This window comes from Microbacterium sp. NPDC077644, assembly GCF_040702785.1.
GTDB lineage: Bacteria > Actinomycetota > Actinomycetes > Actinomycetales > Microbacteriaceae > Microbacterium.
Genome location: NZ_JBFBME010000002.1, coordinates 375,267 through 395,354, shown reverse-complemented (window position 1 = coordinate 395,354; position 20,088 = coordinate 375,267). Strand labels below are relative to the sequence as shown.

General features: G+C 69.0%; 20 protein-coding genes. 16 read left to right on the top strand and 4 right to left on the bottom strand.

The window, feature by feature from the left end:
• Nucleotides 1-9 precede the first annotated feature (9 nt).
• On the top strand, nucleotides 10-627 hold the full coding sequence (locus tag AB0269_RS08800; RefSeq protein WP_366210835.1) for a TrmH family RNA methyltransferase: 618 nt from the start codon (nucleotides 10-12) through the stop codon (nucleotides 625-627).
• A 118-nt stretch (nucleotides 628-745) separates the two neighbouring features.
• Here the strand turns inward: AB0269_RS08800 and AB0269_RS08795 are convergent, their stop codons facing one another.
• On the bottom strand, nucleotides 746-937 hold the full coding sequence (locus AB0269_RS08795; RefSeq protein ID WP_366210834.1) for a hypothetical protein: 192 nt from the start codon (nucleotides 935-937) through the stop codon (nucleotides 746-748).
• Between the two features lie 130 nt (nucleotides 938-1,067).
• Nucleotides 1,068-1,943, bottom strand: a complete 876-nt coding sequence (locus AB0269_RS08790) for a hypothetical protein (protein WP_366210833.1) — start codon at nucleotides 1,941-1,943, stop codon at nucleotides 1,068-1,070.
• Nucleotides 1,944-2,017: 74 nt separating this feature from the next.
• Here AB0269_RS08790 and AB0269_RS08785 point away from each other — a divergent pair, with 74 nt between their 5' ends.
• The 3 genes from AB0269_RS08785 (at nucleotide 2,018) to AB0269_RS08775 (ending at nucleotide 5,060) form a co-directional block, all read left to right on the top strand.
• On the top strand, nucleotides 2,018-3,208 hold the full coding sequence (locus AB0269_RS08785) for a histidine kinase (protein WP_366210832.1): 1,191 nt from the start codon (nucleotides 2,018-2,020) through the stop codon (nucleotides 3,206-3,208).
• The gene (locus AB0269_RS08780; protein WP_366210831.1) at nucleotides 3,205-3,861 is read left to right on the top strand and encodes a response regulator transcription factor; all 657 of its coding nucleotides are present in this window, start codon (nucleotides 3,205-3,207) and stop codon (nucleotides 3,859-3,861) included. Before AB0269_RS08785 ends, AB0269_RS08780 begins: the two co-directional genes overlap by 4 nt.
• Nucleotides 3,862-3,938: 77 nt before the next feature.
• The gene (locus tag AB0269_RS08775) at nucleotides 3,939-5,060 is read left to right on the top strand and encodes a hypothetical protein (protein WP_366210830.1); all 1,122 of its coding nucleotides are present in this window, start codon (nucleotides 3,939-3,941) and stop codon (nucleotides 5,058-5,060) included.
• Between the two features lie 119 nt (nucleotides 5,061-5,179).
• Here AB0269_RS08775 and AB0269_RS08770 read toward each other — a convergent pair whose 3' ends face one another.
• Nucleotides 5,180-6,505 (bottom strand): MATE family efflux transporter, encoded by a 1,326-nt coding sequence (locus AB0269_RS08770; protein ID WP_366210829.1) that lies wholly within the window; start codon nucleotides 6,503-6,505, stop codon nucleotides 5,180-5,182.
• 75 nt (nucleotides 6,506-6,580) lie between these two features.
• Here AB0269_RS08770 and AB0269_RS08765 point away from each other — a divergent pair, with 75 nt between their 5' ends.
• The 11 genes from AB0269_RS08765 to AB0269_RS08715 all read left to right on the top strand — a co-directional run bounded on the left by AB0269_RS08765 (nucleotide 6,581) and on the right by AB0269_RS08715 (nucleotide 16,222).
• A complete protein-coding gene (locus tag AB0269_RS08765; RefSeq protein ID WP_366210828.1) occupies nucleotides 6,581-7,066 on the top strand; it encodes a DUF1992 domain-containing protein in 486 nt (161 codons plus the stop codon).
• Between the two features lie 308 nt (nucleotides 7,067-7,374).
• Nucleotides 7,375-7,755 carry a type II secretion system protein gene (locus tag AB0269_RS08760; RefSeq protein ID WP_366210827.1) on the top strand — a complete coding sequence of 127 codons (381 nt, stop codon included), beginning with the start codon at nucleotides 7,375-7,377 and terminating at the stop codon, nucleotides 7,753-7,755.
• A gap of 70 nt (nucleotides 7,756-7,825) precedes the next feature.
• Nucleotides 7,826-8,239 carry a prepilin-type N-terminal cleavage/methylation domain-containing protein gene (locus AB0269_RS08755; RefSeq protein ID WP_366210826.1) on the top strand — a complete coding sequence of 138 codons (414 nt, stop codon included), beginning with the start codon at nucleotides 7,826-7,828 and terminating at the stop codon, nucleotides 8,237-8,239.
• Entirely contained in the window at nucleotides 8,236-8,763 is a 528-nt protein-coding gene (locus AB0269_RS08750; protein WP_366210825.1) for a hypothetical protein, read from the top strand. The genes AB0269_RS08755 and AB0269_RS08750 overlap by 4 nt, the downstream gene beginning before the upstream one ends.
• On the top strand, nucleotides 8,754-10,436 hold the full coding sequence (locus AB0269_RS08745) for a hypothetical protein (protein ID WP_366210824.1): 1,683 nt from the start codon (nucleotides 8,754-8,756) through the stop codon (nucleotides 10,434-10,436). Before AB0269_RS08750 ends, AB0269_RS08745 begins: the two co-directional genes overlap by 10 nt.
• The gene (locus tag AB0269_RS08740; RefSeq protein ID WP_366210823.1) at nucleotides 10,436-11,407 is read left to right on the top strand and encodes a prepilin peptidase; all 972 of its coding nucleotides are present in this window, start codon (nucleotides 10,436-10,438) and stop codon (nucleotides 11,405-11,407) included. Before AB0269_RS08745 ends, AB0269_RS08740 begins: the two co-directional genes overlap by 1 nt.
• 8 nt (nucleotides 11,408-11,415) lie before the next feature.
• Entirely contained in the window at nucleotides 11,416-12,483 is a 1,068-nt protein-coding gene (pilM, locus tag AB0269_RS08735; protein ID WP_366210822.1) for a pilus assembly protein PilM, read from the top strand.
• A complete protein-coding gene (locus tag AB0269_RS08730; RefSeq protein WP_366210821.1) occupies nucleotides 12,483-13,145 on the top strand; it encodes a hypothetical protein in 663 nt (220 codons plus the stop codon). Before pilM ends, AB0269_RS08730 begins: the two co-directional genes overlap by 1 nt.
• The gene (gene pilO / locus AB0269_RS08725) at nucleotides 13,145-13,846 is read left to right on the top strand and encodes a type 4a pilus biogenesis protein PilO (protein WP_366210820.1); all 702 of its coding nucleotides are present in this window, start codon (nucleotides 13,145-13,147) and stop codon (nucleotides 13,844-13,846) included. The genes AB0269_RS08730 and pilO overlap by 1 nt, the downstream gene beginning before the upstream one ends.
• Before the next feature lies 1 nt (nucleotide 13,847).
• A complete protein-coding gene (locus tag AB0269_RS08720; RefSeq protein ID WP_366210819.1) occupies nucleotides 13,848-14,984 on the top strand; it encodes a type IV pilus twitching motility protein PilT in 1,137 nt (378 codons plus the stop codon).
• Complete coding sequence (locus tag AB0269_RS08715; protein WP_366210818.1) at nucleotides 14,984-16,222, top strand: type II secretion system F family protein; 1,239 nt, start codon at nucleotides 14,984-14,986, stop codon at nucleotides 16,220-16,222. The genes AB0269_RS08720 and AB0269_RS08715 overlap by 1 nt, the downstream gene beginning before the upstream one ends.
• A gap of 6 nt (nucleotides 16,223-16,228) precedes the next feature.
• Here the strand turns inward: AB0269_RS08715 and AB0269_RS08710 are convergent, their stop codons facing one another.
• Complete coding sequence (locus tag AB0269_RS08710) at nucleotides 16,229-17,893, bottom strand: ATPase, T2SS/T4P/T4SS family (protein ID WP_366210817.1); 1,665 nt, start codon at nucleotides 17,891-17,893, stop codon at nucleotides 16,229-16,231.
• Between the two features lie 88 nt (nucleotides 17,894-17,981).
• Between AB0269_RS08710 and AB0269_RS08705 the strand changes: the two genes are divergently transcribed.
• Complete coding sequence (locus AB0269_RS08705; RefSeq protein ID WP_366210816.1) at nucleotides 17,982-19,967, top strand: M13-type metalloendopeptidase; 1,986 nt, start codon at nucleotides 17,982-17,984, stop codon at nucleotides 19,965-19,967.
• Nucleotides 19,968-20,088: the final 121 nt, after the last annotated feature.

The following is a 20,088-nucleotide window of genomic DNA, read 5'->3' as shown; positions in this document are numbered from 1 at the left end:
TCTGGCTGGATGGACGAGCAGACGCCCGAGCGCACCACCCACGGCGTCGGTCCTTGGCAGGGCGACCTGCCCGATGGAGACCAGTACGACCCCGAGCTGCTCGAACACGGCGACACCCGCAACGTCATCGACCGCTACCGCTACTGGCGCATGGAGGCGATCGTCGCCGATCTCGACACGCGTCGGCATCCCTTCCACGTCGCGATCGAGAACTGGCAGCACGACATGAACATCGGCTCGATCGTGCGCAGCGCCAACGCATTCCTCGCCGACACCGTGCACATCATCGGCCGTCGCCGCTGGAACAAGCGCGGCGCGATGGTCACCGACCGCTATCAGCACGTGGTGCACCACGAGGACGTCGCGTCGTTCGCGGCGTGGGCTGCCTCCGAGCGCCTGCCGATCATCGCGGTCGACAACGTCGACGGCGCCGTTCCCGTCGACAGAGCGGATCTGCCCGAGCGCTGCGTCCTGCTGTTCGGTCAGGAGGGCCCGGGGCTCACCGACGAGGCCATCGCCGCGGCGTCGGGCCACATCGAGATCACGCAGTACGGGTCGACGCGGTCGATCAACGCGAGCGCGGCGGGCGCCGTGATCATGTACGAGTGGTGCCGGAGGTGGGCGTAGCCCGCCGGCGGCATCCGCCGTGCGGAGCACGGCAGACCGGCGCAGTGCCGGGTGAGGCCCGCGTGCGGGCCGAGCCGGAGGTGGGCGTAGCCCGCCGGCGGCACCCGCCGGATGAGGATCAGTCGCGCTGAATGCCGAACGTGTGTCGCATCAGCGCGTTGACGTCGGCGTCGAGTCGGTCGAGGCGACGGTGAACGCCCTGGATCTCCGTGCGGATGATGCGTACGAACATCGTCGACATGAGCGTCATCATGCCGAACAGACCCGTGGCGAACACGCCGATCAGGGTCCAGACCTGCGGTTCGGTCATCGTCAGCATCCCTTCATCATGCTCGCTTTGCCGCAAGGATGCCAGGGGCGGGCCGACCCCGTTCGCGGATCCCCACGAACGGAGGAAAACTCGAGATTCTCGTCGCCTGTGGATAACGAGTCGGCCCGACTCAGGAGAACCGGCCCGCCACGCTCAGCTCGTGACCGGTGCCGACGCGGACGTCGTGGAGGCGGATGCCCGACCCCTCGTCGTCGAACATCTCGCCCGCGTCGAAGGACCTCCCGACGACCTCGCGCACGTGTCGCCGCACGAACAGCAGCGCGACCTTCACCGCCGGGTTGCGGCTGCCGAGCGTCAGGGCCTTCACGGTGACGACCCCGTCCTGAGTGATGGAGACAGTCGCCTCAACTCGCGCCGACGCGAAGAGCAGCTTCCAGCGCAGGCCGGCTGATGCGCTGATCCGGATGTCGTCGCCGCCCGCACCGTCGACGGCGATGCGCATCCGACCGAGCCGCACCCCGCCTTCGCGCAGCAGCGGCCGCATCACCATCGTGACGAGCGGGCCGATGTCGTCGGCGGCGATGGCGAATCGGAACGTCCCGCGCAGCCCGTCGCGCTCGTCGTCCGGAGCCAGGGCGTAGCGGCTCTCGGAGAGGCCCGGCTCCGTCGGCTCGGCGTAGGTGATCCAGGCGATCGGCAGGTCCTCGACGCGGACGTCGATCGTCACGGGAGTCTTCTGGATGCGCATCGGCAGCGCCGTGAACCGCAGGGTTCGCGCGATCCCGACCTCGCGTGCCAGCTCGTCCGGCTCCGCGACCTCGTCCGGCGGTGCGCCCGGCGCTGCCCCGCGGTTCGCTGTGATCCGCAGATCGGCGCGCGTGGCATCCACGGTCAGCTCGCGCAGGTCGAGGCCGTCGAGATCGGCGGTCACGCGGACGCCGTCGAGCCCCTGCACCGCGATCTCGTCGGCGGATGCCGAGTGCCGCAGCACGGCCCGCACCCAGTTCTCGACGGTGGCGGAGTCTCCGGGCCAGGCTGCGCTCATGCCCCCATCCTCGCATCGCGCGCTCACCCGCACGGATGATCCGCAACGCCGACGCGACGTGACACCATGGGGCCGTGCCTGCAGGTCGGACGAGAAGCGCCGGCGGCTGGCGGAGCATCGGTCGCGCCGATGTGCTGCTCGCCGCGGTGCTCGTCGTGGTCCTGCTGCCGGCGACGCTCCTCGCGCTCGTGCAGTCCGAGGAGCCGGTCCATGCGCCGATCCTCATCGTGCTGACGGTTCTGTTCGCGCTGCTGCACGGACTCTCGTTCGTCGCCGTCCATCGCCCGCTGATCGCCCTCGGCGCGGCGAGCATCGTCATGCTGGCCCTGGCGCTGCTGCCGGGCTCCGACGGCGTCCCCGCGGTCATGTTCCCCTCGTCGTTCGCGTACCTGCTGTGCACCTCGCAGGTGGCGATCCAGCGCGACCGGCGCTTCGGGATCGGCGCTCTCGCGATCGGCGTCGCGGGGGCCGTGATCATCGCCGCGATCCCGTCGCCCGCGTTCGACGTCCAGATGCGGATCGGCCTGCTCGTCGGCCTGATCGCCCTCGTCTGCGCCGCGTGGGCGGTGGGCACGCTTCAGCGCCTGCGCCGCCAGCAGACCGCCGAACACGAGCGCACGCGCGTGCAGGAGGCGATCGTCGCCGAGCGCCTGCGCATCAACCGCGACCTGCACGACGTGGTCGCCCACGCGATGACGGTGATGATCGCGCAGGCCGAGGTCGGGCGCGCGTACGTGCGCGACGACCCCGATTCGAGCGCGCATGCGATGACCGTCGTCGCCGGCACCGGGCGCGAGGCACTGCGCGGGATGCGCGGGATCATCGGCGTGGATGAGGATGCTCCGCGCGAGCCCGTGCCCGACGTCGACACGGTCGCCGCCGATATCGACGGCGTACGGAGCATCGACACCGTCGCGCAGCACGCCGAAGAGGGGGAGCGGGGCCGGCTCGATCCTGCCGCGCGGATCGCCCTGCGGCATGCGGTGCGCGAGGCGCTGACGAACGCGATTCGCCACACCCTCCCGCCGCGTCGGATCGATGTGCATCTGCAGTGGGAACCGCAAGAGGTCGTCGCGACTGTCCATGACGACGGCGGAGCCGGGCCTGCGACGGACGCGCGGGGGACGGGGATCGGACTGATCGGCATGGCCGAGCGCGTGCGCAGCGCGGGCGGAACGATGACGGCGTCGGCCGCGGAAGGGCCCGGCTGGACCGTGCGGGTCGCGCTGCCGCGCGCAGATGCCGCGACGAAGGAGGAATCGTGACCATCCGCGTGCTGCTGGCCGACGATCAGGCGCTGTTCCGCGAAGCGGTCGCGGCGATGCTCGCGCGCGATGGGCGCCTCGAGATCGTCGGGTCCGTCGACTCGGGTGACGCGGCGATCGCCTTCGTCCGTGCGCACGCCGTCGACGTGATCCTCATGGACATCCGGATGCCCGGCACGGATGGCATCGCCGCCACGCGCGAGGTGCTGCGGCTGCGACCGCAGACCCGGGTGCTCGTGCTGACGACCTTCGACCTCGACGAGTACGTGTTCGGTGCGGTGCGCGAAGGAGCGAGCGGATTCCTGACGAAGGATGCCACGCCCGAGGCCCTCGCCGACGCCGTCGTCGCGGTCGCGGCGGGTGAGCCCGTCATGACGCCCCGTGCCACGCGGGCGCTCCTCGGCTTCGTGCGCGAGGGCGCTCCGGCGGGTGCTGCGCCTGCCGCCCTCGACGTGCTCAGCCCGCGCGAGCAGGAGATCGCGCGGCTGCTGGCGACCGGAGCATCCAACGAGGACATCGCGGGTCACCTGTTCCTCTCCGAGAACACGGTGAAGACGCATGTGCGGGCGGTGCTCGCGAAGCTCGGCCTGCCCGACCGCATCCATGTCGTGATCTGGGCGTACGAGCAGGGGATCCTGCGCCCGCAGGGGTGATGGCTCACCCGCGCGGGTGAGACGATCCACCGCTGCGGGCGATGCCGGGCGCGGGGCCGGATTCCTAGCGTGAAGGCATGAACGCCAAGAATCGTCTCATCCTGACCATCGTCATCGTCGGCGGGTCAGCGCTGCTCGCGCTCGCGGCCCTCGTGCGGCTCGTCGCACCCGGCGCACTCGCCGGACTCGACACGCTCAGTCCGAGCCTCGCGCAGCACGTCCTCGCCGACGCGCCGTACGCCGCGCTCGGTCTCGCGGCCGGCCTCGCCGGTGCGGCGATCGGGCTCGCACGACGCGCCGTGTCGCCGGCACCTCTTCGTGTGGCGGCCGTCATCGTCGCCGTGGTGCTGCTGCTGCTCACGCCGGGCGGGATGATCCCCGTCGCCGGGTACACGTTCGCGATGGTGACGCTCATCGGCGTCGTCGCGCTGGCCGTGCTGCTCGTGCGGCGGCATCCCGTCTGGGGGCTCGCGCTGATCGTCGTCCTGGCGGCCCTTGCGACCTGGGCGATCGTGGGGATGCAGGCCGCCCGCCTCACCGAGAACTTCGTCGCTTCGCTCCTCGAGGTCCTGCCTGGTCTGATTCTCGCCGTGATGCACCTGGTCGTCGCGATCGCGCTCGTCGTACAGGTCTCGGCGAATCCGCAGCGGACCAGGGGCGCCGTTGCCGCGTGGGTGCTTCGGCACCGGGTGGCGATCACGATCGTCGCGGCATGCTGCGCCGTGCCGTACACGTTCGCGCGCGTCTCGTGGCTCACGCCCTGGCCGCTGCTCGCGCCGAGCGGTCTCGACCTTGCCGAGAAGCCCATGGTGCTGCTGACCGGGTTGAGCCTGGGAGCGGCGATGCTCGCCGGGGGAGTGCTCACGCTCGGGCTGATCCTGCCCTGGGGGCGGCGCTTCCCGCGGTGGATGGCGGGTGCGGGCGGACGCCCTGTGCCGGTCGCGCTCGCGGCGGTTCCGGCATCCGTCATCGCCGCGCTCTTCACCGCCGGCGGAATCGACTGGCTCGTGTCGCTGACGAACGGGAGCCTGGGTGATGGTTCTGTCGCCATGTTCGTCGAGTTCATGCTCGTCTTCCCGTTCTGGCTGTGGGGCCCGGCGCTGGGGCTCGCGACGTGGGGCTACGTCCTGGATCGCGAGGATCGCGCGGCCGACGTGCGTACCGCTCGTACCGGCGACCCCGTCCCCGCGGGTCGTTGAGCGAGCGAAGCGAGACGACCCTTCGACAGGCTCAGGATCCACGGGGCTGAGCGAGGAGCGCAGCGACGAGTCGAAGCCGCTCGTCGCTCGCTCGTCGCTCGCTCGTCGCTCGCTCCCGCCTACGCCTCCACTCGCAGCCAGCCGCCCGTCTTCACCCGCCAGCCGAGGGTCGCGAACCGGGCGAGCATGTACACGCCGAAGAACGCCACGGCCAGCCAGGTGACTCCAGCGGTTCCGGTCACGCCGGTGAGCGCGACGATGAGCAGCGCGGGCAGGAACGGCACGAGGTTGAGGCCCCCGGCGATCGCCAGGTAGCGGACGTCGCCTGAACCCATCAGCACGCCGTCGAGCACGAAGACGATCCCGGCGATCGGCTGCGCCACGGCCAACACGATGAGCGCCGGCTGGATCAGCGCCGCCACCGCCGGGTCGCCGGTGAACGCCAGCCCGATCACGCCGGAGAGGGCGCCGATGATCACCCCGACGATGACGCCGAACCAGGCGCCCCAGGCGACGGTGCGGGCGAGGACGTGCTTGACGCCGGGGATGTCGCCGGCGCCCAGGCCCTTGCCGATGAGCGCCTGGGCGGCGATCGCCAGGGCGTCGAGGGCGAACGCGGCGGCCGAGAAGATCGTGAAGACGACCTGCCATCCGGCGAGCTCATCGGTGCCGATGCCCGTGGCGACGCCGACCGTGATCAGCAGAGCCGCGCGCAGGCTGACCGTGCGCAGGAACAGCCAGCCGCCCGACCGTGCCGATCCGCGCACGCCGTCGCGTTGCGGGCGGACCGACGCCGAGTGCTTGCGTGCGAGGCGACCGACGATGATCACGTAGGCCGCGACCATGGCCCACTGAGCGGTGACCGTGCCGACGGCGGATCCGGCGATCCCCCAGCCGAAGCCGTAGATGAACAGGAGGTTCAGCAGCGCATTCGCGCCGAAGCCGAGGCCGGCGATCCACAGCGGCGTCACGGTGTCCTGCATGCCGCGCAGCAGCCCGGTCGCGGCGAACACGATGAGCATGGCCGGCAGGCCCCACATGCTGATCATCAGGTACGTGTCGGCCTGTTCGGCGACCTCGGCGGATGCGCCGAACAGCGAGACGAGCCAGTCCGACGACGTCGCGCCGACGACCGCGAGAACCGCGCCGAGTCCGAGCGCCAGCCACATGCCGTCGATGCCGACGGAGACGGCATCCTTGTGATCCCCGGCGCCGAACCGGCGGGCGACGGCCGGTGTGGTCGAATACGCGAGAAAGATCATCAGACCGACGATCGTCTGCAGCACGGCGCTCGCGATGCCGAGCCCCGCGAGCGGCACGGTGCCGAGGTGGCCGACGAGGGCGGCATCCACCATGAGGAACGCGGGCTCCGCGACGAGCGCGCCGAGCGCCGGGACCGCCAGGCGCAGGATCTCCCGATTGAGGGAGGCGGGGCGGGCGGTCACCCCTCGAGCCTATGGCCTGCCGGCGACACCGCCCCGATGCGCGCGTAGGGTGGGAGGACCGGCATCCGGAGGTGGATGATGACTGATCCTCGAGACGCCGCGGCCCGCTATCGGGCGCGGCAGAACGGCGAACCGGATGCTGAGCCCCAAGCGCCGCCGATGCAGCTCACCGCAGAGAACAAGCATCAATTCGTCGAGAGCGCGATCCAGGTGGCGATGCGGCGCGGCGCGTTCGACGATCTGCCGGGAGCAGGCAAGCCGCTCGAGGGCCTCGGAACCCATCATGATCCGGACTGGTGGATCCGCCGGAAGATCGAGACCGAGAATCTGACGGGGCTCGGCCCGCCGGCGATCCTGCTGCGCACCGAGGACCGCGAGCTCGACGCGACGCTCGACGGATTCTCGCGCGAGAGCGACGTCAGAGAGCTGCTCGAGGACTTCAATAAGCGCGTGATCGAGGCGCGACGGCAGCTCCTGGGCGGACCGCCGGTGGTGACGAAGACCCGCGATGTGGGTGCCGAAGTGCGGCGTTGGCGGGAGCGTCGGCAGAACTCCGGGTAACGCGGGTATAACGGTCGACCTGAGGAGTCGATGGGTAGAGGTGCCCTTAGACCTTCGTCCAGGCGATGTGGACCTTCGTCGATACCTCTTTATATGCGCGCGAATAGCAGTAGAGACTTTTGGGCAGGTATCCCCAGAACTGGGGGATTGTTCCGGCTGACGGGCCGTCGCCAACATGTCTGCAGGAGCCGCTCAACTGAGGGGTGGCGGCGGCTCCTGATCCTGGGGTTGGGGAGACGACGAAGCCCGTCGACAGACGCGCCTGACCAGGGGTACCCGTTCGTCATCCCGGGAAGTGTGACTCTGTCATGCGTACTATCCGACGCCTCATCGAGGCCAAGAAGGTCGAGCGCGAAGAGAACGGCGAAGCCGGCTTCTCGCTCATCGAGCTCATCATCGTCGTCGTGATCCTCGGGATCCTGGTGGCTGTGGCGATTCCCGTTTTCGGCAGCATCCAGGACAACGCGCGGATCAATGCCACGAAGCAGGTCGCCGCTAGTGCAGCCACGCAGTGGTCTGCGCAGCTCGCCGCGGGAGAGACGCCCACCGACTACAAGACCGGCGACTCCGACATCACGTTGAGCGCGACGCCTGCCGCGGGCGCCGAGATCAACACCGTATGCGCAACCGCGACGAACAACCAGATCAAGGCCACGACGAAGGCCTACTCTTCCGGCCCCGGTTGCTAATCCGTGTCTGACTGGAGTGGAGGCTCGCCCCTGTGGGCCTCCACTCCGGCTCACTACCTGAGGACCACTCATGTCGCGGTCAACCCGAACCGACGACGGACTGGGCCTCATCGAAGTCATCATCGCGATGGTGCTGCTCGCGGTTCTCGCGCTCGCAGTGCTTCCGCTCCTGATCTCGGCGATGGGACTCAGCGTCGACAATCGATCCTCGGTCGTGGCGACGAATCTCGCCAATGACCGGATCGCCGAGATCCGCTCGGTCTTTCCGACCGGATCCGCAGCCTCCCATTGTGCGGATCTGGCAGCCAAGAGCGGCGATCTGCCCGACCCGTCGGGTTCGGGAATGACGATCCGCACATCGGCGGTGACGTGCCCGACCGGCGCTGCCGAGTATCCGGCAGCTGTCACCGTGACCGTGCAGGTGATCTCGGCCGGTGAACCGCTGACCTCGGTCTCCACGAAGGTGATGGTCGCGAAGCAATGAAAATCGAACGTCCGGATGACGAGGGGGTGACCCTCATCGAGCTCATCCTGTACATGCTCATCGCGGGGGTGATCCTCGCGCTCGTCTCCGCGACGTTCATCAACGGGTGGATGGCGCAGGCGTCCACCACCGATCGGGATGCCGCCACGGGCCAGGCGAATCTCGTCAGCGCCTCGCTGCAGAAGTCCATCCGCAACGCCGGCGCGCTGAGCCTCACGACCGGCACGAGCGACACGCTCGTCGCCCGGGTCGCGACGGGCACGAACGGCTCGGAATGCCGGGCCTGGAAGCGCACGGCATCCGGCGACCTCCTCTACAAGACCTCGAGCGCGGCCATCGACCCCAACGCCACGACGGGGTGGACCACGCTCGCGACCGGCATCGAGGGCGGCCCGATCTTCTCAGCCTCGTCGGCGACGCGGCTGACCTACTCTTTCACCGCCGAAGTCGGCGACACCAGCATCCCGATCAGGGGTGCGGTCACGGCGCAGGCGGTCATCCCCGGAGGCGGACCATGCTGGTGACGCTGCACGACATCATGCGCCGGTGGCGTGACGGACATCGCGAACCCGACGACCGCGGGGCGACGCTCGTCGTCGTGATCATCGTGATGATGGTGCTCATGGTCGGAGCCGTCCTCGTCGGTGGTCTCGTCACGAACACCGCGAGCAGCGTGGTCTCGAGCCGCAGCACCGCGCAGTCACGCGCTGCTGCCGATGCCGGACTCGCCGATGCGATCGCACGGGCCAGCCGTGCCGACGCCGACCCCTGTGCCGCGGTTCCGGCGGGCACCTCACCCGCGTACACGGTCGCGGTCGCATGCGATTCCCCGAACACCGGCCAGGTGACCTTCTCCGTCACCGGCACTGCTGGAGGGTCATCGACGACGATCATCGCCGTCTATGAGACCGTGCCGGTCACAGCACCTCGAGGTCTGACGGGGGCACTGGTCGCGGGCACCGGCGGACTGAGCACGTCCACGGTGCGCATCGATGCCGCCGGGGCGGACGGCGACGTCATCGTCGAGAACGGCAGCCTGAACTGCAACAGCGCCACCACGATCAACGGAAGCGTGATCGTGCGCAACGGCTCTGCGGCCATCACCAACTACTGCAAGGTCACGGGCAACGTCTACGCATCCAAGGACGTCAGCCTCGACAGCTTCGCGAACGTGGGCGGCGACGTGGTCTCGCTGGGCACTCTGACGACATCCAACAGCACCTACATCGCCGGCAGCGCGTTCGCGCGCGGCAAGGTGATTCTCAACAACAGCACCCAGATCAAGGGCAACCTCACCACCGAAGCCGGCGTGTCGATCGACAAGGCGCGCGTGGATGGGGACATCCGGGCCGGGGGCGTGCTGGCATTCAATTCATCGTTCGTCGGTGGCGACGCCTCGAGCTCCTACACCGGCGGCACCCATGGAGTGGTCTTCCGGGCCGAGTTCGGGTCCGTCCACGTCGCGGTGCCGTTCTCGTCGTTCCAGGAGTCCAAGATCGGTGGAATCCTCGTCAGTGCACCGCCGATCGGGGCTGCACCGTCGACGCCGAAGGTGTCTGCCCCGGCTCCTCTTCAGCCGGACGGATTCGCCTGGTTCGACCTCGGTTTCGAGAAGAGCAAGTGGGAAGGGCTCGGCTACTCCGTCGTGAACTGGACGGGTGATTGCGACATGGCGACGGCCGGATCGGCACTGAAGAGCGCCGTGATCGGGTACAACTCGCCGACGGTGGTGAACGCGCTCGCATGCAAGGACAACAAGAAGGTCACGGGCGTCGTGAAGGGCTACAACGTGACCCTCGACATCAAGACCGACATCGCGATCATCGCCAACGAGTTCTCGACCCAGCAGCTCAAAGTGAACTCCGCCAGCGGCGCGGAGCTGGACTTCAGCCTGATCACTCCCGACAACACTGCGAACAACGCTCCCACCTGCGCCTCGGGGCAGGGAACGCTCAACATCTACGCGGCGCAGCTCGGCTCGAAGATCACGGGCCTCGCCTACTCGCCGTGCCAGATCACGATCGGGCAGGGAACCTGGAACGGGCAGATCTACGGCGGGACCCTTTCTGCTGGCGGCGCCACCTGGGCGCACACCTACAAGCCGGTGACCGTCCCGGGCTCCATCGCCGGTGACGAGACCGGCGGCGTGGGCAGCACGATCCTCGGCACCCTCATCGCTCAGCGGGACGTGCAGTGATGCCCGCCGCCGCCATCCTCCTCACCGCGTTCGCGGGCGTCTTCGGCCTCGTGATCGGCTCGTTCCTGAACGTCGTCGCGTACCGCGTGCCGGCCGGTATCTCGCTGCTGCGCGAGAGCCGGTGCCCGCAGTGCGAGGCTCCGATCCGGGCGCACCAGAACATCCCCGTGCTCTCATGGGCGGTGCAGGGTGGGCGATGCGCGAGCTGCGGGGCGGGGATCTCGGGGCGGTATCCGCTCATCGAACTCGTGACCGGCGCGCTGTTCACGGCGGTCGCTGTCGGCACCCTTCGACAGGCTCAGGAATCGACCTGGGCGTCGCAGGGAGCGACCTGGGCGGCGCAGGGATCGACGAGTGCGGCTCAGGGAACGATCTCGTGGTCCAGCAACCCGTGGTTCTGGGGCGAGCTCGTCATGCTCGTGCTGTTCGCGGCTCTCAGCGTCGTGCTCACCGCCATCGACGTCGACGTCAAGCGGCTGCCGAACGCGATCGTGCTGCCGGGATGGGTGGCGACCGTCGTCATCCTCGGGCTCACGACGATCGCGGGCATCGCTGCGGGGAGCGACCCTTCGACAGGCTCAGGGATCGCCGGGGGCGGCTCAGGGATCGAAAACGGCGGCGGCTCAGGGATCGCCGCCGAACCGTTCATCCGGGCTCTGCTCGGGGGAGTGGCGCTGTTCCTCTTCTACTTCGTCATCCGGCTCATCAGCCCGCGCGGCATGGGCGGCGGCGATGTCAAGCTCGCGGGCCTCGTCGGCACCGTGCTCGGCTGGTTCGGCTGGGGAGCACTCGTCGTCGGAGCCTTCGCGGCGTTCGTGCTCGGCGGCGTGGTCGGCATCGCACTCATCCTGCTCCGCCGCGCGAAGCGCAAGAGCGCGATCCCGTTCGGACCGTGGATGCTCGCCGGAGCCTGGCTCGGCATCCTGTTCGGCGAACCGATCGCTCGCTGGTATCTGGGGATCTACACGTAGGAGGGGACATGGCAGCAACAAGGGTCGGTGTGGAGATCACCGAAGAGAGCGTCCGAGCGGTCGAGATGACCATCGGACGATCGCCGCGCGTGCTCGCATACGGCGAGGCGCCGTTGCCGCCCGACGCGGCCAAGGACTCCGAGATCCATGACGAAGGTGCCGTCGCGGTCGCCATCCGGCAGCTCTGGAGCACAGCCTGCATCAAGTCGCGCAACGTCACCCTCGGCATCGCGAGCCGCCGCGTCCTCGTCCGCGAGTACACGACCGCAGCCCTTCCGCGCCCGGTGATGCAGAAGGCGCTGCCGTTCCAGGTGCAGGACCTCCTGCCCGTTCCGGTGAACCAGGCCGTGCTCGACTTCTACCCGACCGCTCAGGAGGGCGACCAGGTGCACGGTCTGCTCGTCGCCGCAGTCGCCGAGACGGTCGAGCAGATGATCGCCGCCTTCACGCGCAGCCGCATCCGCGTGACGCGCGTCGACCTCACAGCCTTCGGTCTCGCCCGCGCGGTGCGCCGCGACGCCTCGGTCGGAACCGTCGCAGCCATCCACGTCGGCGACCACACCACGCAGGTCGTCATCCTGCGCGACGGCATCCCGATGTTCGTCCGCATCCTGCCCGCTGACATCGAGACGACGGCCGTCCGCCGGCGGGGCGTCCTCGCTCCCGTCGACGAGACAGCGGATGCCGAGATCCCGATGCTCGCGGCGGTCGGCGCCGCCGGCATCCTGCCCGCTGGCATCGCTCGCCAGGCCGACGCACTCGCACCGGGTGCACTCCGCGGCACCCTGCGGGGCGAGTTCGGCGGCCGCGCCGTCACAGACCTGCTCAGCCGCCTGCACAGCACTCTCGATTTCTACATGACCCGCCCCGGCGGCACCGGCATCGACCGCGTGCTGCTCACCGGCGCGGGCGCCGCCGTGAACGGCGTGCAGCGCGGCCTCGCCGACCGGGACGCGTATCCCGTGCAGGTCATCTCGCTCGCCGACGTCGGCGCCGTCGCCGGTGGCGAACCCGGCGGCGAGCTCGCCCTGAACCTCGTCAGCACCGCGGGGCTGGCGCTCGGAAAGGACACCTGATGTCGCGCGCGGCAACCCTGTCGTACAACGCGGCCCCCCGCGTCAATCTGCTGCCCGCCTCCGAGCGGGCCCGCCGCGAGCGCGACCGCCTGGCCGGGCGATGGCTCTGGGCCGTGTTCGGCGCGCTCGTCATCGCAGCTCTGCTCGTCGCCGGCGCCTGGGCCTGGAACCAGCTCGCCCAGCAGGAGCTCGCCGCCGAGCAGCAGCGCACGCAGCAGCTCGTTACCGAGATCGCCGCGCTCTCCGAGGTCAGCAGCGCGATCGCGACCGAACAGGACCTCAGCGGGTACCTCGCCGAAGCCATGGGATCCGACCTCGCGTGGGGCGACGTGCGCACCAAGATCGAGTCGGCTCTGCCCGCCGACGTCTCGCTGATCGGGTTCTCCTTCGTTCCGGGGGCGCCGTCGACGACGGTGCTGGGCGAAGAGGATGCCGCGGGCACCGTCGGCCTCACCGGAACCATCACCCTCGACAGCCCGAACACGATCGACATCGCGAGCATCTCGCGCCAGCTGCGCACCGTCGGCGCCGTCGCCTCCAGCGACTCCAACGCGATCGCCGAGAGCAGCACGACAGAGGGGCACTTCACCTACACGATCGACGTCGTCTTCGATCAGGGCATCTACAGCGGCCGATTCGCTGCCGAAGAAGGAGGTCAGTGATGAACAAGCAGCTGATCACTCTCGTCGGCGGCCTCGTCACCGCCGTGGTCCTGATCCTCGGCGTCGTGCTCGGCGTCATGCCGCTCGTCGGCGGCGTCTTCACCGCGCAGGACCAGCAGAAGCAGGTCGCAGACACCAACGCCGTCTACGAGATGCAGATCGCCACGCTGCAGAAGCAGCAGGAGAGCATCGCCGAGACCGAGAAGTCGGTCGCCACGCTGACCACGCAGATCCCGGCAGCCGCCGAGCTCGACGGCGTGTTCGAGCGGATCTCGCGTGCCGCGTCCGCCGCCGGCGTCGACGTCGTCTCGGCGACCAAGGGCGAGACGACGCCCTACGCGGCCCGTCTGGGCACGGACGACGATGCCGCAGCCGCGCCGGCGCCGACCGAGGCCGCCGACACGGCGACGGACACGACCGATGCCGCCGCCGACGTAGCGGGTGCCGAGTCGGACGCCGCCGCGACGGATGCTTCGGCCACCGACCCAGCGACAGCACCGGCATCCGACGACCGGATGCAGGTCGCGATCAGCATCCAGGTCATCGCCCCCGACATCGAGAGCGCCCAGAAGTTCCTCGACGGGCTCCGTGCCGGGCCCCGCGCCATCGCGTTCGACGACGTGACCGTCACGGAGTCCACCGACGGGTTCGATGTCAGCGTCGAGGCCCTCGCATTCATCCGCACTCAGGGAGGCGACTGACATGCCCGTGACCCTCAGCGAGCTGCTCGCGATCGCAGCGCGGGCCCGGGCATCCGACCTGCACATCACGGCCGACGCCGCGCCGCTCATGCGCGTCGACGGCGACCTGAAGCCGGTGCCGCAGCAGCTCGAGCCGCTCGACGCCGTGTGGGTGCGCGAAGCCGCGCACAGCCTCATGAGCGACGGACAGCGCGACGAGTTCGTCCGTCGTCACGAGGTCGACCTCGCTCACCTCGAACCCGGCCTCGGTCGCCTGCGCGTGAACGTGTTCCGGCAGCTCGGGGCGATCGCGATGGCACTGCGCTTCATCCCCGGCAAGATCTTCACGCTCGAAGAGCTCGGCGCTCCGCAGATCGCCCAGGACCTCGCCCTGCGCCCCCGCGGCCTCGTGCTCGTCACCGGCCCCACGGGATCGGGCAAGTCGACGACGCTGACCGCCATGGTCGACATCATCAACAGCATCCGCCCGGTGCACATCGTCACGATCGAGGATCCGGTCGAGTTCCAGCACACGAGCCGCAAGGCGCTCATCCACCAGCGCGAGGTCGGCAGCGACACGAACTCGTTCGCCGAGGCGCTGCGCCGCGTGCTGCGTCAGGACCCCGACGTGATCCTCGTCGGCGAGCTCCGCGACCCCGAATCGATCTCGACTGCGCTGTCGGCGGCCGAGACCGGACACCTGGTGCTCTCGACCCTGCACACGCAGGGCGCGTCGAAGTCGATCAACCGCATCATCGACGTGTTCCCCGCCGACCGGCAGGATCAGATCCGCTCGCAGCTCGGCGACACGCTGCAGGGCATCATCAGCCAGAGCCTGCTGCCGCGGGCTCAGACCGCCGGACGGACGATCGCGACCGAGGTGCTCATCAACACCCCGGCCGTCGCCAACCTCATCCGCGAGGGCCAGGTCGCCCAGATCTACAGCTCGATGCAGGCCGGTGCCGCTGAGGGCATGCACACCCTCGACCAGGACCTGCGCCGGCTCGTCGGCGAGGGGACTGTCGCCGCGCACGTCGCGCGCACGTTCGCCGTGGACCCCGCATCGCTCGACAACGTCCACGTGCGGCCCGCCGATCTCGACGCCGACTCGTGGTCGCACTACGCCGTCGACCGCCAGCTCACCGAATGGGGGTCGTGATGTCGACCATGCAGGAATGGCACTACCAGGCCATCGACCCGGGCACCACGCAGCTCATCAAGGGCACGATGGACGCCACCACCGAGGCGACCGTCACCGCGAAGCTGCGCGCGCAGGGACTCATGCCCGTGCAGGTCGCGCCGGTCGACAGGACGGGTCTGCGGCGCGAGATCACCCTGCCGTCCCTTAACAAAGGAGTGTCCGCGCAGACGCTCGCGATCTTCTCGCGGCAGATGGCGGCTCTGATCAACGCCGGTCTGCCGCTCATGCGCACCCTGCTCGTTCTCGAGGACCAGACCGACGACAAGAAGCTGCGCGGGGTGCTCGGATCCGTGGCATCCGACGTCGAGAGCGGGTCGTCGCTCTCGGACGCGCTCGGAAGACACTCCGACGTGTTCCCCCCACTCATGATCTCGATCGTCAAGGTCGGCGAGTCCGGTGGATTCCTCGGCGCCGCGCTGAACTCGATCGCCGAGAACTACCGCAAGCAGGCCGAGCTGCACGGCAAGATCCGCTCGGCGACGACGTACCCCGCCGTGGTCCTCGTGATCGCGCTCATCGGCGTGCTCGTCATGGTGACCTTCATCGTGCCGGTGTTCGAGAACATGTTCGCCGGGCTCGGGGGAGAACTGCCCCTGCCGACGCAGATCCTCGTCACCGTCTCGCACAACATGATCTGGATCCTGCCGCTGCTGATCGTGCTGATCGTCGTGCTGGCCGTGCTCTGGTCGCGCTACCGGTACACCGACGAGTACCGCAAGGTCGTCGACCCGATCAAGCTCAAGATGCCGGTCTTCGGCAAGCTCATCACGAAGATGGCGGTCGCGCGGTTCAGCCGCAACCTGTCGATGATGCTCGACGCCGGCGTGCCGATCATCCAGGCGCTGGCGATCGTCGGCCAGGCGTCGAACAACTGGAAGATCGAGCACACCGTGCGCGAGATCCAGGAGTCGATCCGCAACGGCCGCACCTTCGCAGGCCCGCTCGCCAAGGAGGGCGTCTTCCCGCCCATGGTCGCCCAGATGGTCGCGGTCGGCGAGGAATCGGGAACGCTCGCGCAGATGCTCGCCAGCATCGCCGACTTCTACGAGGAAGAGGTCGAGACCGCGACGGAGCAGCTGTCGTCGCTGATCGAGCCGATCCTCATCGTCGGTCTCGGCGTCATCATCGGCGGCATGGTCATCTCGCTGTACATGCCGATCTTCTCGCTCTACGGAGACCTCGCGAACCAGGGGTGAGACTCCTCACACCGTGACGCGGAGGATCTCCTCGATCGTGGTGATGCCGTCGGCGACCTTCGCCCAGCCGTCCTCGCGCAGCGGCACCATGCCCTGCTTGAGGGCGAGCTGACGCAGGTCGCTGCCGGTCGCGTGGGCGACCAGGGCCTGTTCGATCTCGTCCGTGAGCGTCATGACCTCGTGCAGGCCGACGCGGCCGCGGTACCCGGTGTTCGAGCAAGCGGAGCATCCGGCCGCCTTGTACACCGTCGCATGCGGGATGAGCTCTGCCGGCATCCCGATCGCGTCGAGCATGGCGCGGTCGTCCTCGATCGGCTGGCGACACCGCGTGCACAGTCGGCGTGCGAGGCGCTGAGCGACCACGGCGCTCAGCGCGGTCGCGACGAGGAACGGCTCGGTGCCGATCTCGACGAGCCGCGTGAGCGCGCTCGGCGCATCGTTCGTGTGCAGCGTCGACAGCACGAGGTGACCCGTGAGTGCGGCCTCGATCGAGATCGTGGCCGTCTCGCGGTCGCGGATCTCGCCCACGAGCACGACATCGGGGTCTGAGCGCAGGATCGCCCGCAGCGCGGTCGCGAACGTGAGGCCCGCGCGCGGATTGACCTGGATCTGGTTGATGTCGGGGATGCGGTACTCCACCGGATCCTCGACGGTGATCACGTTCACCCGCGGGTTCGACACCGTGCGCAGCGCGGTGTACAGCGTGGTCGACTTGCCCGAACCGGTCGGGCCGGTGACGAGCACCATGCCGTGCGGGCGGGTGATCGCCTCGCGGAAGCGGTGCTCGTTGCGCCGCAGGAACAGCAGGTCCTCCATCGCCAGCGACTGCCCGCTGTTGTCGAGGATGCGCATGACGATCTTCTCGCCCCACACCGTCGGCAGGGTCGCCACGCGCAGGTCGACCGTGCGCCCTTCGTGCATGACCGAGATGCGGCCGTCCTGCGGCACGCGCTTCTCGGCGATGTCGATGGACGACATGATCTTCAGACGCGAGATGACACCGTCCTGGATGCCGCGATCCGCGCGCTGCATCTCGTGCAGAACGCCGTCGATGCGGAACCGGACCGTGAGGCGGTGCTCGCCCGGTTCGATGTGGATGTCGCTGGCGCGGTCGTTGATCGCCTGGGTGATGAGCAGGTTCACGAAGCGGACGACGGGAGCATCCGAATCGGGGTCGTCGAGCTGCTCGGTGAACAGCGACTCGGAGCTCGACGAGGACTCGCCGATCTGCTCCGACAGGTCGGTGAGCTCGCCGTCCGAGCGCAGCAGACGCTCGAAGGCCTGCATGAGCGAGTCCTCGGCGACGACCACCGGCGCGACCCGCAGGTCGGTCAGGCTCGCGATGTCGTCGAGGGCGATGATGTCGGTCGGATCCAGCATCCCGACCGTCAACTGGTCGCGCACGAGCCGCAGCGGCAGCAGGCGGTGCTTGCGGCACAGCGGCCCCGGCACGAGCGCGATCACATCGGGGTCGAACGCGTAGTTCGACAGGTCGATGAAGCTGTAGCCCGAGGCGATCGACGTCGCCTGCGCGATCTGCGCCTCGGTGATGGTGCGCTTGCGCAGCAGATGGCGGGTGAGCTCCTCACCGTCGCCGACCTCCGCGATCGCGCTTCCGACTTCGTCGGCGGGCGCGCCCGTCGACACCAGATACTGCCCCAGTCCCCTCACAACGATCCCCTCGTCTCCCCTTCTCGACATGATATTGCCACCCACCCGCCCCGGGCCAGAGCGGATTCCGCGCAGTTAGGGTGGACGCATGACTGATGTTCTTCCCGCCGGTCTCGCGACCGAAGAGTTCAGCTCCGACATCCGCCCGCAGGACGACCTGTACCGCCACGTCAACGGCGCGTGGCTCGAGCGCACCGAGATCCCCGGAGACAAGGCGCGCTGGGGGTCGTTCCACATGCTCGCCGAGCAGGCCGAGAAGGATGTGCGCACGATCATCGAGGAGGCGCAGAGCGCCGAGCCCGGCACGCTCGAGCGCAAGATCGGCGACCTGTTCACGAGCTTCATGGACACCGCGCGCATCGATGCCGCTGGCATCCAGCCGCTGCAGGAGACCCTCGCCGAGATCGATGCCGTTGACGGCATCCCCGCCCTGCTGGCTCTCGCCGGAGCGTACGAGCGCGACGGCCGCGCGCACCTCATCGGCCTGTACGTCGACGGCGACCCCGGCGACCCGGAGCGCTACGTGCCCGTGCTCGTGCAGTCGGGCCTCTCACTGCCCGATGAGAGCTACTACCGCCTCGACAACTTCGCCGGCACGCGCGACGCCTACCGTGCGCACCTCGAGCGCCTGCTCGCGCTCGCCGGAATCGCAGATGCCGCGGGCGACGCCGAGCGCTCGTTCGCGCTCGAGACGGAGATCGCCTCGCACCACTGGGACAACGTCGCCAGCCGTGACGCCGTCAAGACGTACAACCTGAAGACGTGGGACGAGTTCCAGGCGCTCGTCGGCGTGGACCTGACCGGGTGGCGGGATGCCGTCGGCCCGACGAACCCGGATGCCTTCGCCGAGGTCGTCGTCAGCCAGCCGAGCGCCTTCGAAGGGCTCGGCTCGCTGCTCAGCGCAGACCGTCTCGATGACTGGAAGGCATGGCTGCGTGCGCACGCCGTGCATGCCGCGGCGCCGTTCCTCACCGACGACATCGTGCAGGAGAACTTCTCGTTCTACGGCACCGAGCTCACCGGCGTCCCCACGATCCGCGAGCGCTGGAAGCGCGGCGTCTCGGTCACCGAGGGGGCCCTCGGCGAAGCGATCGGCAAGGTCTACGTCGAGCGGCACTATCCCCAGGCGGCGAAGGCCGCCATGGACGAGCTCGTCGCGAACCTCATCGAGGCGTACCGGCAGAGCATCACGACGCTCGAGTGGATGAGCCCCGACACCCGTGAGCGGGCGCTCGCCAAGCTCGACGCGTTCACCCCGAAGATCGGGCATCCCGAGGTGTGGCGCGACTACTCGACGCTCGAGATCGACGCCGCCGACATCTTCGGCAACGTGCGCCGCGCCAACATCTTCGAGAACGACCGCAACATCGACAAGGTGGGAAAGCCCATCGACCGCGACGAATGGCACATGCCGCCGCAGATGGTGAACGCGTACTACAACCCGTCGATGAACGAGATCGTGTTCCCCGCCGCGATCCTGCAGTACCCGTTCTTCGACGCCTCGCGCGATGCCGCGGCGAACTACGGCGGCATCGGCGCCGTGATCGGTCACGAGATCGGCCACGGCTTCGACGACCAGGGCAGCCGCTACGACGGCACCGGCAAGCTCGACGACTGGTGGACGGATGCCGACCGCGCGGCGTTCGAGGAGCGCACCAAGGCTCTGATCGCGCAGTACGACGCGCTCGTGCCGGTCGGCCTCGACGAGGAGAACCGCGTCAACGGTGCACTCACGATCGGTGAGAACATCGGCGACCTGGGCGGGCTCGGCATCGCGTTGAAGGCGTACGAGCTGTCGCTCCGCTCTGATCCTTCGGTCCCTGAGCCTGTCGAAGGGCCGGTCATCGACGGCCTCACCGGCGTGCAGCGACTGCTGCTGAGCTGGGCGCAGGTGTGGCAGCAGAAGAGCCGCGACGCCGAGACGATCCGTCTGCTGACGATCGACCCGCACTCGCCGAACGAGTTCCGCTGCAACCAGATCGTTCGCAACATCGACGCCTTCTACGAGGCGTTCGGGGTGGCCGAAGGAGATGCGCTGTACCTTCCGAGCGACCAGCGCGTGACCATCTGGTGATCTTCGGCGCAAGCCAGGACAGGTTGTCGACGGCCGGGGTTAGGATGGCCTGAGTCGTCGACGCCTCGGCCGGTGCGGCACCTCCCCCCACCTTCTCGGAAGGACCTCGCGTGGGCACTCC

Excerpts from the sequence above, each read along its gene's own strand:
- AB0269_RS08800 (WP_366210835.1), top strand. The coding sequence starts at position 10 with ATGGACGAGCAGACGCCCGAGCGCACCACCCACGGCGTCGGTCCTTGG.
- AB0269_RS08795 (WP_366210834.1), bottom strand. The coding sequence starts at position 937 with ATGACCGAACCGCAGGTCTGGACCCTGATCGGCGTGTTCGCCACGGGT.
- AB0269_RS08790 (WP_366210833.1), bottom strand. The coding sequence starts at position 1,943 with ATGAGCGCAGCCTGGCCCGGAGACTCCGCCACCGTCGAGAACTGGGTG.
- AB0269_RS08775 (WP_366210830.1), top strand. The coding sequence starts at position 3,939 with ATGAACGCCAAGAATCGTCTCATCCTGACCATCGTCATCGTCGGCGGG.
- AB0269_RS08765 (WP_366210828.1), top strand. The coding sequence starts at position 6,581 with ATGATGACTGATCCTCGAGACGCCGCGGCCCGCTATCGGGCGCGGCAG.
- AB0269_RS08760 (WP_366210827.1), top strand. The coding sequence starts at position 7,375 with ATGCGTACTATCCGACGCCTCATCGAGGCCAAGAAGGTCGAGCGCGAA.
- AB0269_RS08755 (WP_366210826.1), top strand. The coding sequence starts at position 7,826 with ATGTCGCGGTCAACCCGAACCGACGACGGACTGGGCCTCATCGAAGTC.
- AB0269_RS08750 (WP_366210825.1), top strand. The coding sequence starts at position 8,236 with ATGAAAATCGAACGTCCGGATGACGAGGGGGTGACCCTCATCGAGCTC.
- AB0269_RS08745 (WP_366210824.1), top strand. The coding sequence starts at position 8,754 with ATGCTGGTGACGCTGCACGACATCATGCGCCGGTGGCGTGACGGACAT.
- AB0269_RS08740 (WP_366210823.1), top strand. The coding sequence starts at position 10,436 with ATGCCCGCCGCCGCCATCCTCCTCACCGCGTTCGCGGGCGTCTTCGGC.
- pilM (WP_366210822.1), top strand. The coding sequence starts at position 11,416 with ATGGCAGCAACAAGGGTCGGTGTGGAGATCACCGAAGAGAGCGTCCGA.
- AB0269_RS08730 (WP_366210821.1), top strand. The coding sequence starts at position 12,483 with ATGTCGCGCGCGGCAACCCTGTCGTACAACGCGGCCCCCCGCGTCAAT.
- pilO (WP_366210820.1), top strand. The coding sequence starts at position 13,145 with ATGAACAAGCAGCTGATCACTCTCGTCGGCGGCCTCGTCACCGCCGTG.
- AB0269_RS08720 (WP_366210819.1), top strand. The coding sequence starts at position 13,848 with ATGCCCGTGACCCTCAGCGAGCTGCTCGCGATCGCAGCGCGGGCCCGG.
- AB0269_RS08715 (WP_366210818.1), top strand. The coding sequence starts at position 14,984 with ATGTCGACCATGCAGGAATGGCACTACCAGGCCATCGACCCGGGCACC.
- AB0269_RS08705 (WP_366210816.1), top strand. The coding sequence starts at position 17,982 with ATGACTGATGTTCTTCCCGCCGGTCTCGCGACCGAAGAGTTCAGCTCC.